The 12,830-nt window shown below is 41.4% G+C and carries 9 protein-coding genes; 3 read left to right on the top strand and 6 right to left on the bottom strand.

The annotated features are described in order from the left end of the window. Nucleotides 1-100: 100 nt before the first annotated feature. From plsX to H6G41_RS13240, 5 genes are all read right to left on the bottom strand, one after another. Nucleotides 101-1,126 carry a phosphate acyltransferase PlsX gene (gene plsX, locus H6G41_RS13260; protein ID WP_190746647.1) on the bottom strand — a complete coding sequence of 342 codons (1,026 nt, stop codon included), beginning with the start codon at nt 1,124-1,126 and terminating at the stop codon, nt 101-103. Nucleotides 1,127-1,396: 270 nt separating this feature from the next. Next, nucleotides 1,397-2,869 carry a leucyl aminopeptidase gene (locus H6G41_RS13255; RefSeq protein ID WP_190746646.1) on the bottom strand — a complete coding sequence of 491 codons (1,473 nt, stop codon included), beginning with the start codon at nt 2,867-2,869 and terminating at the stop codon, nt 1,397-1,399. Nucleotides 2,870-3,126: 257 nt separating this feature from the next. After that, nucleotides 3,127-4,239: an EcsC family protein gene (locus tag H6G41_RS13250; protein WP_190746645.1), complete on the bottom strand. Its 1,113-nt coding sequence runs from the start codon at nt 4,237-4,239 to the stop codon at nt 3,127-3,129. A gap of 961 nt (nt 4,240-5,200) precedes the next feature. Continuing rightward, on the bottom strand, nt 5,201-6,031 hold the full coding sequence (locus H6G41_RS13245) for an alpha/beta fold hydrolase (RefSeq protein WP_190746644.1): 831 nt from the start codon (nt 6,029-6,031) through the stop codon (nt 5,201-5,203). Nucleotides 6,032-6,384: 353 nt separating this feature from the next. Further along, nucleotides 6,385-7,110 (bottom strand): 1-acyl-sn-glycerol-3-phosphate acyltransferase, encoded by a 726-nt coding sequence (locus H6G41_RS13240; RefSeq protein WP_190746643.1) that lies wholly within the window; start codon nt 7,108-7,110, stop codon nt 6,385-6,387. A gap of 372 nt (nt 7,111-7,482) precedes the next feature. Here H6G41_RS13240 and metG point away from each other — a divergent pair, with 372 nt between their 5' ends. The 3 genes from metG (at nt 7,483) to lptC (ending at nt 11,147) form a co-directional block, all read left to right on the top strand. Next, nucleotides 7,483-9,084, top strand: a complete 1,602-nt coding sequence (gene metG / locus H6G41_RS13235; RefSeq protein WP_190746642.1) for a methionine--tRNA ligase — start codon at nt 7,483-7,485, stop codon at nt 9,082-9,084. A gap of 174 nt (nt 9,085-9,258) precedes the next feature. Beyond that, a complete protein-coding gene (locus H6G41_RS13230) occupies nt 9,259-9,888 on the top strand; it encodes an NYN domain-containing protein (RefSeq protein ID WP_096594194.1) in 630 nt (209 codons plus the stop codon). Beyond that, the gene (gene lptC, locus H6G41_RS13225) at nt 9,888-11,147 is read left to right on the top strand and encodes an LPS export ABC transporter periplasmic protein LptC (RefSeq protein WP_190746641.1); all 1,260 of its coding nucleotides are present in this window, start codon (nt 9,888-9,890) and stop codon (nt 11,145-11,147) included. Before H6G41_RS13230 ends, lptC begins: the two co-directional genes overlap by 1 nt. Before the next feature lie 43 nt (nt 11,148-11,190). On the opposite strand, the gene H6G41_RS13220 is transcribed toward lptC, so the two are convergent. After that, complete coding sequence (locus H6G41_RS13220) at nt 11,191-12,513, bottom strand: D-alanyl-D-alanine carboxypeptidase (protein WP_190746640.1); 1,323 nt, start codon at nt 12,511-12,513, stop codon at nt 11,191-11,193. Nucleotides 12,514-12,830 lie beyond the last annotated feature (317 nt).

Raw genomic sequence — 12,830 nt, 5'->3', positions numbered from 1 at the left:
CACCTATCAGCTGTTAGTCATTAGTAATCATTAGCCATTAGCTATTAGCCATTGACTAATCACCTTTTTTGTGATTTGTATTGCTGTTTGTGGCTGATTGCTAATCACTATCACGCTGTAGGGCTTCATATTGAGACCGAAGTCGTTGTAGCACTTGATTGTCTACAGCTTCTTTGGCCATGCGAACTGCATTAAAAACTGAAGGTGCTTGTGAGCTACCGTGACCAATTAAGCAAACTCCGTCCACGCCTAAGAGCAAAGCACCGCCATGTTCTGCGTGATCCATGCGCTGCTTAATTCGTTTGAGGTTGGGTTTTAAAATTGCTGTACCGATTTGACCGTGCAACCCTTGGGGTAATTCTTCCCGAAGAATTTGCAAAATCACGCCGCCTACGGCTTCAGCAAATTTCAATAGAACATTGCCGACGAAACCATCACAAACAATCACATCAAAGTCGCCTGAAAGCACATCACGCCCTTCGGCATTCCCAATAAAAGATATTTGGGTATTTTCCCGCAGGAGTTGATGAGCACGCAAAGCTACTTCATTACCTTTGGTGTCTTCTTCGCCGATGTTCAATAAACCTACTTTTGGTTCGGCTGTACCCAGCACATACTTACTGTAGGCAGAACCCATCACAGCAAACTGCTCTAAAAATTTTGGTCGGCAGTCTACATTGGCACCCACATCAAGTATTAGTACTGGTTTGCCAGCTTTAATTGTGGGAAAAACTGTGCCAATTGCGGGGCGGTCAATTCCCGGCAATCGTCCTAGACGCAGCAAAGCAGAAGCCATAGCAGCCCCAGAGTGTCCGGCTGAGAACACTGCATCAGCTTGCTGTTGTTTGACTAGATCCATCGCCACATTAATTGAAGCCTTACGTTTGCGCCTAACCGCGTTTAAAGGCTCCTCATCCATTGCGATCGCATCCTCAGCAGGAACGATCTCTACCTCCGCCATGTTGGTTTTTGGCGGCAGGGCAGCTTCAATTTGTTGGGGATCACCCACCAACAGGACTTTTACACCCAATTCTTCTCGTGCTCGTATTGCGCCAGCTACGATTTCAGCGGGTGCATGATCCCCTCCCATTGCGTCAATTGCGATCCTTACGCCAGTCGATCCCATTGCTTAGAGCTTTTAGAAACCTTACAAATTTTACCAGATGGCTTGTACCGAAAAATCGGAACTTTAGACTGCCAAATTACTCTGCCTACTACGCAAGAGCTTGTGGCAAGCCCAACATAACATGAATTGGTGGTGTGTGGGGGGATTGGAGGCAGGGGGCAGGGGGACAAGGAGGACAAGGAGGACAAGGGAGATGAATGACAATTGTAGAGACGCGATGAATCACGTCTTTGCCCAATGCCCAATGCCCAATGCCCCATGCCCAATGCCCTAACTCAATACCCAGTCAACGAGGGTTCTGACACCGAAACCTGTGGCACCGGGGCCGTTGTAGCCGTTTTCTTTATCTGACCATACGGGGCCAGCAATATCTAAGTGTGCCCAAGGGGTGTCTTTAACAAATTGTTTGAGGAATAAAGCAGCTGTAATTGCGCCGCCGGGACGGGGCCCGGTATTTTTCATGTCGGCAATGCCAGACTTTAGCCCTTCAAAATATTTTTCTTCCATTGGCATCCGCCAAATCTTTTCGCCGGTGTTGGCTGCGGCTTTTTCTAGCTGGGTAGCGACACCATCATCGGGAGTAAATAAACCAGCAATATCATCACCTAAGGCGATAACATTAGCACCAGTAAGTGTGGCTAAGTCAACGATCGCATCTACGCCTATTTTATCGGCATAGACTAAAGCATCAGCAAGGGTTAAACGTCCTTCTGCATCGGTGTTATTAACTTCAATGGTTTTGCCATTGGAAGCTTTGAGAACGTCACCTGGATGCATTGCTTTACCGCTAATCATATTTTCGGTGACGGCGGAAATAAAGTGTACTTCGACACTCGGCTTTAATTGGGCAATGGCTTTGGCTGCACCTAAGGTGGCGGCGGCTCCACCCATATCAATTTTCATAGTTTCAATCCCGCTACCAGCGCCTTTAATGTTGAGTCCGCCGGAGTCGAAGGTTAAGCCTTTACCAATAATTGCTAATTTGCGTGTGGGTGTGCCTTCTGGCTTATAAGTTAGGTGAATAAATTTTGGTGGCAAATCGGAAGCTTGGGCGACGCCTAAAAAAGCACCCATACCTAACTTTTCACAATCTTCCTTTTCTAAAATTTGCAGTTGCAAACCGTAGTCTTTGGCGATCGCTTGCGCAGTTTCCGCCATTGTAATCGGTGTTACCGCATTGGCTGGGGCTGCTACTAATTCTCTAGCTAAAATTACCCCTGAAACTATTTGATTTGCTTTGGTAATAGCGGCTTCTTGTCCGCCGAATCCTAGTAAATCTACTGTTTCCACTTGTGATGGTTTATCTTCAGATTCCGACTTAAAGCGGGTATCTTGATACAGCGCCAGTTGTACACCTTCCGCGATCGCTTGGGCAGTTATCGCCGGATCGTTGTTCCATAATGGAAAACTAAAACCTAAAACTTTAGTTTTTTGCTTCTTCGCTACTCGCCCAACAGCCGCAGCTGCGCGTCGCAAACCATCTACCTTCAGTGAGTCAGCTTTTCCCAAACCCACCAAAATCACTTTTTTTACAGGAGTACTAGCAGCTATCCGCGTAAAAATAGTGCTATTGGCTTTACCCTTAAATTCTTCTTCGGCAATAAGTTCTTTCAAAATCCCGGCAAATTTACTATCTAAAGTCGCCAATTCGCCAGTTAACTCTACGCCATCTTCAAATAAGCCAATTGCTAAAGTATCTCCTGTCCACTCCAACAGAGAGGTATCACTCGCTCTAATTACCATTTTGGGATTTTGTGTAAAACTTCTTGTACCAGTATTGCTTAAAATTCTCTATTCGTGCTTAGAAAGATTAGAGGCTAGGGAAGGGGACAAGGGGGACAAGGAATTTTAGATTTTAGATTTGCGTTAGCGTAGCGTAAAGCCTTCTCCTATCGGAGACGCTACGCGAACGGCATAGCTTCGCTTAGAGCGAGTCCGCGAGCGTCTTTTGGATTCCAATCTAAAATCCAAAATCCAAAATCCAAAATTGTTTCAATGCCCTATGCCCTATGCCCAATATCAAATTTCTTTGCGATCGCGTCAATGATATTCTGTTCTACTTCTGTAGTTTCACCGTTAATATGGGCAATTTTTTGACACTGGGCTAATAAGGGAATGGCAAAATCACGATTGAGTTGATTCAGCAGGCTATCTAAAGGTTGGGGCGATTTGATATTCTGGGCGATCGCAGTTAATGAATTCTCACTCAGGTTAATGGCTTTTAATTCTGGGAGAATTTCCGCCCAGGTTTTGTCAGGGTGGCTGGCGAGGATCATGTGGACTAAAATTTGATCCATTACCGCTTCTTGAGCGATCGCGGTTTCTAAGTATTTTTCACTTTGTTGTTTTAATGTATTTAATGTCTCTGGCGAATTGAGAGACGTAGATTCATCTAACTTGGCTTCGTAAAATCGACAAGCAGCATACCCCAGAGAATAAATCATTGTTGCATTAGAACTAACTGCGATCGCAGCACCAGCAAAGGGTACATTTCGCAGCAAGCCTAAACCCGCAGCTTTCAATAAACGACTACCTCCCAAAGCTAAACCAAAAATTGCCAACACTTCACCCTTGCGCGCTGAATCTTTTAAATCTAATCCGTAGGCGGCGGCAATTTGATACAGCATTTCTGATTGCAATTCTGTTGTCGCCGCCAAATCAATGGCTAATAAAGCTGCTGCTATTCCTGGCAAAATACTAGTAGCTAAGCCAATTCCACCAGCTTTAGCAGCTTTTTCTACCATGATGCGGTGGGCAATTTGACTAGGTGATTCTTGGGGATACTGCTGTTTTAGTTTATTGACTGTTTCTTGGGCTTTTTGCAAATCGACATTTGTACTAGCACCAATCAACCAATTGAGATTTAAGACACCAGACAATTTACGAATTAGCCAATTTTCACCGAGGCTATTCACTAAATTCCCGGTATTTTGAGTAGATTGTTCAATTAGCTTATGAGTTTGCTTAACAAAATTTCCTCCCAAATCAACTGCTGTTCTCGCTACCCAACTTACAGTTTCAGCAAAAGTTTCTAAAAATGATTTTTCATCTTTTTTTGTATGATCGGGAGAAGAATTATTTACTTGATGATTTATTTTCAGTCTGTCTGCCATTGCTGGGCACCTTAATTGTTAAGCCTTGCTATTTTGTTTGTAGCAAAGATGCCCAAAATTAACCTCTTTCTCTAAGAATAAGTCGTTAGTTAATCATCAACTATAGCCATTCGATGTAATTTATGGCTTATGTAAGCATCACAAAAAATTAATTTTTTTCTTCCTAGTGAAGGCTTCAGCATTAGGTGTAAGTTGGGTTGAAGAACGAAACCCAACATATATCAGCGTTTTAGGGACTTCCAACTAAAAAAATATTCTATTACTATTGTTGACGGTTGACGGTTGACTGTTAACTGTGAACTGTCACTTCAGCGTCAATCGCTTTTTTAGTATCTTCATCAAAAAAATATAATTACACAGATTTATATCATCCAAAAGGGAAATTACTTCATAATTTAGCGAAAAACTTACTAATTTTACCTTTTCGCTTACTCATTTATCGAAAACGCTTACTTAAAAAGCTTAAATGCTTACTCATTTTGGTGTTTTCCGCAAGTGAAACGCCTTAACACTTACTCAAAATGGCTTAACGCTTACTCATTTCGGTATTTCGCGCACTCATTTTGGTGTTTTCCGCAAGTGAAATGGCTTAACACTTACTCATTTCGGTGTTTCACGCACTCATTTTGGTGTTTTCCGCAAGTGAAATGGCTTAACACTTACTCATTTCGGTATTTCACGCACTTATTTTTCCAAGATGAACCGCCAACGCAAAACATCTCGCACAGAAGACACCAACCACTCCAAGCAATAACAGATAAAGATAATTCAAAGCAGCCATTCACAAGACAATCTCACAATTAAGCGATAAAAATATCTCTTCCCTAACCCCTAGCCCCTATTTTCCCAACAGTCGTCATGAACTGCGTACACCAACACCCATAAAAATCTCTTCTTCCAGTCAACAGTCATCCGTCAACCGTCAACACTATTTACCAGTCAGCTTCACAAAGAAACGCTATCACCTAACAGCATCTCCAACTTTCAACGCCTGACTCAGTAAGGTGTTACTTGACAAAAATTGATTATCCCGCAAGATTTCATAGAGATTAGTCTGACTCTCTAGCAAGCAAGCATGTCCACTCTCAGGTAAAACTACCATTTTGCTGTTCGGGAAGATATTTACTAAGCGTCTTATTTCCTCTACAGAAGGTAAAAGCCGATCCTGAAAACCGGCGATGAGTAATACTGGTTGTGTCAATTGGCGTAATTTTTCGTCTTCGACATCAAACTCTCGCAATAAAGCTAAACGCCACATAATTGTTTCTGGCGGTACGGAACGCATACTTTTGAGTAATTCTTGGCGATCGCTCTGCGTCATCCGTTGTAAAGATGCTAAAAATGGTAAGAGTCCCAGTGCGCCAATCTCATAAAGCCAAGGATGTACTAAATAAGTTAACTGCGAAGCCCAGTTAAACCAAGGGCGCAATTTAAAGCTAGAAGCAGGATTAATCAAAATCACCCGTTTAAATAACTGGGGTGCTTTAATCGCCACTTTCATCGCTAAACAGCCACCAAAAGACTCACCACACAGATAAATCTCTCTTTGAGAGTTTTTTCCGCGTTCAGTGTGGATTAAGTCAACTACATTATTGGTAAGTACTTCCCAGGTCGTGAGATCTTGGCGAGGAATGGCTAAACAGCGAACATCAAAACCCATTTCCAATCCCGCAGTTTGCGATCGCAATAGTTGACCTGTGCCGTCCATTCCTGGCAAATAAACAAATAGGGGAAATTCTGGCTGGATACGTTTAGGACTTAGGAAACAAGGCTTTAACTCAACTTCTACCATTTTCCAAATTTAATTAATTTTGTGATGTTTATCAAATTTATCTTGTATAAGCTCAATATTTTGTTAGTTTGAGCCTTTGTTTGCAGTTAATTTGTGAAATTACATACATTTTTGGCAAAAAATCTTAGCTTTAAACAAAAAAATTAATATACATATATATTGTGCAATTATTGTGTAGATTATTGCTAAGAAAATTCATTAATTCATTAATTTAAAACTCCTTGACATTTAATTTTTGGGAGTGCTATCAATAAACAGATTGCACTGTGGTCGATCGATAGGCAATTAATCTATAGGAGCAATCGCGATAATTTTGTAGATGGTGAGATGAACCATCCACAATCGGAGATATTTTAATAACAACCTTGGCGAAGTAAATGGGCGATTTCATCATGACAGCTATCTGTCAGTTCAGCCACAACATTTTTCGCTTGTTTTCCTTGATATTGTTTTTGATGTTGGGGCTTAATCCAATAAGGACGACCAACTAACACTGCGACTCGACGATAGATAACCAAGGGATGCCAACCTGGTTGATTAAACAAAGCTTCGCTTGGGTCAAAGACACTTAATAGGCGTAAAGGCACAGATGTGGTGTTGACTTCTTCTAAAGAGGCGATCGCGATCGGTAAAATCGCCAAGTCTCTCACAGGTGCCCGCAATGCCAAATGCGCAAATCCTCGCTGAAATTCACCAACATGATGGGGCTGGGTATATTTTACCATTGGTTTAGTTCCTTCCGGAAACACCCCTACCATCTGTTTGGACTGCAACAGCATTTGCGATTGCGCAAAAAAGCTCTGTTGGCGTTTATGAGTATCTTCTAAAGGAAAACACCCCAATTGACCTGTTACCAATTCCCGCATAATTGGTACTTGTCCCATGTAATGATGGCAAGCAAAGCGGATTGGAGTTGATAGCGCCGCCATTAAAACCAACGCATCCATAAAGCTGCGGTGATTGCTAACGACTAACACACTAGCATCATGGGGAATCCGATCCTCGTAATAGCAAAACATTTGCGTTGATAACGCTGCCAATGACCATCGAGAAATCTCCAGAGGGCTATTTAGACTCATAGCAATCAATATATTTTTCCGAAAATATCGCAGTTTATCTTGACTTAAGATTACATTTCTTCATTACAACCACGACCGTCTTAAGGTAGAAATGTCTAATTTCCAAAGTCATCTATATTTTCTGAGTCAGGGTTTGCGTATTTTCAGCCACAATAAATCCGATTAAACGCTTTACTAACTATGTGTTAGCAGCTATTTTTTAACTATTGGCATAAATTAGCTAGCGTTATATCAACCATAAAATAATTGGTCTTCATAGATTTGCTAATATTAAGGTGTCATTTGAAAAAAAAGTAACAATGTTATATAATTACGTGGTTTTGCCGACAAAAGTAAGATAAAAACGTTTTAATAAGTTGTTTTTAATTGTGCATGAATCTAGTGAATAAAAAAGCAAAAACCTTTGCACTGACAACACCTCTATATTATGTAAACGATGTCCCTCATGTTGGTAGTGCTTATACAACAATGGCTGCTGATGTCGTAGCGAGATTTCAACGGCTTTTAGGATATGAAGTACTGCTAATTACCGGTACTGATGAACATGGTCAGAAAATTCAGCGATCGGCAGAGAATTTAGGGAAAGCACCCCAAGAATTTTGTGATGAAATATCTCAGGCTTTCTCTTCTCTGTGGGAATTGCTCAATATTAAATATGATCGCTTTATTCGCACTACCTCACCGCGTCATGAAGCAATAGTTAAAGAATTTTTTGAGCGAGTGTGGTCAGCCGGCGACATCTATCAGGGACAACAAAAAGGCTGGTACTGTGTATCTTGCGAAGAATTTAAAGAAGAACGAGAACTGCTAGAAGGAAACCTTTGTCCCATTCACACTAATAAAGAAGTTGAGTGGCGAGATGAGCAAAATTATTTTTTCCGCTTATCCAAATACCAAAGTCAACTGCAACAACTGTACCAGTCTCAACCAGATTTTATCCAGCCAGCCAGTCGCCGCAATGAAGTCCTCAACTTCGTTAATCAAGGGTTGCAAGACTTTTCCATTTCCCGCATCAATCTAGATTGGGGTTTTCCGGTACCAGTAGATCCCCAGCATACTCTTTATGTCTGGTTTGATGCCCTACTGGGTTATGTAACAGCATTGTTAGAACCAGATGCAGAACCAACTTTAGCCAACGCCTTAGCTAAATGGTGGCCGATGAATTTGCACTTAATTGGTAAGGATATTCTGCGCTTTCACGCAGTTTACTGGCCTGCAATGCTCATAAGTGCAGGTTTACCATTACCAAAACAAGTATTTGGACATGGCTTTTTAACTAAAGACGGGCAAAAGATGGGTAAAAGCTTAGGTAATACCCTTAACCCGATAGAACTGGTACAGCGCTATGGTAGTGATGCCGTTCGTTATTACTTCCTTAAGGAAATAGAATTTGGCAAAGATGGCGATTTTAATGAAGTTAGATTCATTAATGTTTTGAATGCAGATTTGGCAAATGATTTAGGCAATTTGCTCAATCGCACTCTCAACATGGTGAAGAAATACTGCGCCGGTCAAGTGCCAGCAATAAAGAGTGAAGCCATTCCGGCGGACAACCCTTTAAAAGCGATTGGTTTAAGTTTAGGGGAACAGGTGAAAAATGCTTACTGTACGCTAGCTTTTAATCAGGCCTGCGAAGCTATTCTATTGCTGGTGCAAGCTAGCAATAAGTTTATTGATGAACAAGCTCCTTGGACATTGTATAAGCAAGGACAGCAGGAAAAATTAGAAAAAGTGCTGTACGCAGTTCTAGAATCAGTTAGACTAGCAGCTTATCTGTTGTCCCCAGTGATTCCAAATATCAGTAGCGATATTTATCAGCAATTGGGCTTTGGAATTAACTTTAACGATCCAACAGAAGGTGCGATCGCAGCACCTTTCGATGTTCATGCAACTTGGGGGCTGCTATCGGATAAACAACAGTTGGGAACACCCCAACCAATTTTTAAGCGGATAGAACCACCAAAAAACGATTAGTATTTTCATTTTTTGATTTTGCCTAATCTCTAATTCTGTCAAAAAAAAGCTTGGGGCTGTAGTATTTAGCCCCAGCAGATTATCATAAATCGCTCGACTTGCATGAAAATTTGCATGAAAAAAGTTAAAAACAGTATCAAAAATCACAAGCATAATAATTGAGGTATGACATCAATGTTGAATAATTTAGAAAATGATTCGATATTTACCCCGGAACAAGTTTTAGAAAATCGGGGTCGTGTAGCTATATTTATTGATGGTTCAAACTTATTTTATGCGGCACTGCAATTAGGAATCGAAATTGACTACACGAAGTTACTCTGTCGATTAACTGGCGGCTCTAGACTGTTAAGAGCTTTCTTCTACACTGGTGTAGACCGTACCAACGAAAAACAACAAGGATTTCTGCTGTGGATGCGGCGCAATGGCTATAGAGTCATAGCTAAAGATTTAGTCCAGCTACCAGATGGCTCAAAAAAAGCCAATTTGGATGTGGAAATAGCAGTAGATATGATGGCCTTGGTTGACTCCTATGATACAGCAGTCTTAGTCAGTGGTGATGGAGATTTAGCCTATGCAGTCAACTCAGTTAGTTACCGGGGTGTCAGAGTAGAAGTAGTAAGTTTACGTTCAATGACTAGCGACAGCTTAATTAATGTGAGCGATCGCTATATTGACTTAGAAGCTATCAAAGAAGATATCCAAAAAACCCCACGCCAAAGCTATCCATACCGTCCTTTATCGGGTATGGGCTTTTTAGACGATCCTAGAGACACTGATGGACATTTAGAAATTCAAGATTAATGAAGCAGGAAGCGAATAATTATCAAGGGAGAAGAGGTTTAAGAAATCAGGGGGGAAGTAAAGTACATTCCCCCCAATTCTTTTGCAAGAAATTTCTCAGTGCTTTACCAATAGGGCTAAATTGGTTTTCTCTCCCTCTGATATTTTTTTTAGTATTCGGTCTAGTTGCTTGTAACCGAAAATCTGTAAATAATCCAGCCAATAACTCTGGCGAACAAAATACAGATAGTAAGTTAACCTTTTTTGGTGTTGCTTTTGAACAATTTGATGAAGTAGGGCGACCAATTTGGAGAGTTAACGCTAAATCCGCAAAATACACTAAAGAAAAGCAAATTGGTGAAGCAGAAAGCCCCTATGGCGAACTATATCAAGATGGCAAAGTAGTATACCAAATCAAAGCCGAAAGAGCAGATATTGAGCAAGATGGTAAACAACTTTTTCTCAAAGGAAAGATAGTAGCCACAGATCCCAGTAATGGAATTGTGTTGCGAGGTAACGAATTAGAATGGCGACCCCAAGAAGATTTATTGATTGTCCGCAATCAATTAACCGGCAGTCATCAAAAACTCCAAGCAGTAGCACGGGAAGCAAAAGTTAAAACCCGCGAACAGCGCATGGAATTTTCTGGAGGAGTAGTAGCTAATTCCCTCGATCCCCAATTACAAATGCGCACAGAGCATTTAATTTGGAAAATCAAAGAAGAGAAATTAATTGGCGATCGCCCCGTACAAATTGACCGCTACAAAAATAATCAAATTACCGACCGTGGGCGCGGAAATGCTACAGAAATTAATTTAAAAACCAAAATTGCCACTGTTAGTAAAAATGCCCAGCTAGAATTACTAGACCCACCCATGCAGATAACTAGTAATTCTATGACCTGGAATATGAATGCTGAAACTGTAACTACAAATTCGCCGCTGCGGGTGTTTCATAAGACAGAAAATGTCACAGTAACTGCCAATCAAGGTGAAATGAAGATACCGCAAAAAACAGTTTATTTAACAGGCAATGTCAACGCTATCGGACAGCGTCGCCAGTCTCTCAAATCCCGAACATTAACTTGGTATCTAGACAACAAATTAGTGGAAGCACAAGGTAATGTAGTGTATCGGCAAATTGAGCCACCATTGAATTTTACTGGTGATACAGCCGTTGGCAACTTGCAAACAGAAAATATCGTTGTCAAAGGCGGTAATAGTGGTAACAGAGTGGTGACAGAGATTATTCCCCAAGAGAAGGGTAGAGGAAGTAACTAATTGGGCATTGGGCATTGGGCATTAGGCATTGCAAGAAAGATAACTAACTTCTAAATACAACTTGATTGCGGCTGGTTGCACCCAGTTCGGGGAGTTTGTTGATAGTGGAGTTAGGGGTAATAGATGCAGGGACTTGGGGTGCTAATTGAAACCTTTGTACTAGACGCTGTAATAATTGGTCTTGTCCAGCACGAAAAGCCGAGACATTATTACCTCGGTTAATAATCGCAAACCAAACCAAACCGCGATCGCGTGTGGGTAAGACACCAGCCAAAGCGCTAACATCCCGCAAAGTCCCTGTTTTCATGACTGTACCGCTAGGCATGTGTCGGGAGTGCATTGTGCCGCGGTTATCAAATCCAGACATGGGAAATAAATCGGCTATGGTAAGATTGTGCGCTACAGCTTCTTGTTGCATTGCCATTAACATTGCACAAGCTGCACGGGGAGAAATGCGATTTTCCGGGCCTAATCCCGAACCATTGATCAGCTGAATTTCTCCCTCAGGAACTCTAGCTAATCTAGCTGCGGTTGCTTGGACTACAGTATGTCCGCCTACTGACTCGGCTAGCATTTCTGCTATGTCGTTGTTGCTGTAAACGTTCATCTCTTTGATAATTTGCTTCAAAGGTAAAGACAGATGACGAATCAACACAGCGCGTTGAATATTTGGTTGCGTCTCAACTTTTACAGTCCCCGCGATCGCTACTTGCGGCTTTGCTGTACCTTTCGGCATGATTGAGTGGATGTAAATCGCTGGACGAGTCCAAGTAGCAGAATTTAGCGCTTGCTTAAATATTTGCCCAGCTAAGAGGGGATGGCGCTGGAAATTCATGGAAAAAGAGCCAGTAATTACCAAATTTCCTTTTACCTGCTTGATCCCCATGCGGTTGAGAGTATTACCCAAAGCGATCGCTTCTTCCCAAACCATCATCGGATCGCCACCGCCAGTAATCACCAAGTCACCTTGCAATACACCATTAACTATTGGCCCTGTCGCACTAATCAAAGTCTCAAATTGGTGATCTGGGCCCCAAGTTTTAAAAGCAACCAGTGAAGTAGCAATTTTAGTTAAAGAAGCAGCCGGTAAAGGCGTTGTTCCTTGATGATTAGCCATCAACATTGGCCCCGACTGCATCCAAATTCCCTGACTTTGTGTGAGATTTTGGGCTATGAGTTTCGATGTCATCAGTCCCTTGAGATATTCTTGGACTGTATTACCGCTAGCTGGATTGGGATCAGGGGCGATAACCAAGCCAGGGCTACTTTGCCAAGCCAATGCATCTAAAGCATCCAAAGGCTTGATTTGTAAGCCAGCCATTTCCAGCCAGATGGAAACTAAACCTGAACTCAATAACTCCAGCATTCTTGATTCCTCTATTAGGATTATTTAAGATTTGCGAACTAGTTTACAGTGCTAATATACAAACTTTTCGCTGCCGATCAGTATGGAGTCATAATAACTAGTGTTTTTACCATCTAAAAGTAAGGTAGATAACATAGATTATGTGTAATTTTTAAGGCACAAACTCAATCAGTAAATTAGTCCAATTTACAAACTATAAACAGGGTGAATCTGATTTCACCTTAATTAGAATATATTGATTAAGCACAATTAAATTCCCAGCTTGCAATTAGGGTACAACCTGAAGTAGGTATAATTAAATTTTTCTGTTACTTACA

The organism is Tolypothrix sp. FACHB-123, from assembly GCF_014697075.1.
GTDB lineage: Bacteria > Cyanobacteriota > Cyanobacteriia > Cyanobacteriales > Nostocaceae > Aulosira.
Note: the sequence above shows the minus strand (reverse complement) of the source record. Positions and strands in the feature narration are given on the sequence as shown.

Bases quoted from the DNA above. Each gene is read 5' to 3' on its own strand.
- plsX (WP_190746647.1), bottom strand. From the start codon at position 1,126: ATGGGATCGACTGGCGTAAGGATCGCAATTGACGCAATGGGAGGGGAT.
- H6G41_RS13255 (WP_190746646.1), bottom strand. From the start codon at position 2,869: ATGGTAATTAGAGCGAGTGATACCTCTCTGTTGGAGTGGACAGGAGAT.
- H6G41_RS13250 (WP_190746645.1), bottom strand. From the start codon at position 4,239: ATGGCAGACAGACTGAAAATAAATCATCAAGTAAATAATTCTTCTCCC.
- H6G41_RS13245 (WP_190746644.1), bottom strand. From the start codon at position 6,031: ATGGTAGAAGTTGAGTTAAAGCCTTGTTTCCTAAGTCCTAAACGTATC.
- H6G41_RS13240 (WP_190746643.1), bottom strand. From the start codon at position 7,110: ATGAGTCTAAATAGCCCTCTGGAGATTTCTCGATGGTCATTGGCAGCG.
- metG (WP_190746642.1), top strand. From the start codon at position 7,483: ATGAATCTAGTGAATAAAAAAGCAAAAACCTTTGCACTGACAACACCT.
- H6G41_RS13230 (WP_096594194.1), top strand. From the start codon at position 9,259: ATGTTGAATAATTTAGAAAATGATTCGATATTTACCCCGGAACAAGTT.
- lptC (WP_190746641.1), top strand. From the start codon at position 9,888: ATGAAGCAGGAAGCGAATAATTATCAAGGGAGAAGAGGTTTAAGAAAT.
- H6G41_RS13220 (WP_190746640.1), bottom strand. From the start codon at position 12,513: ATGCTGGAGTTATTGAGTTCAGGTTTAGTTTCCATCTGGCTGGAAATG.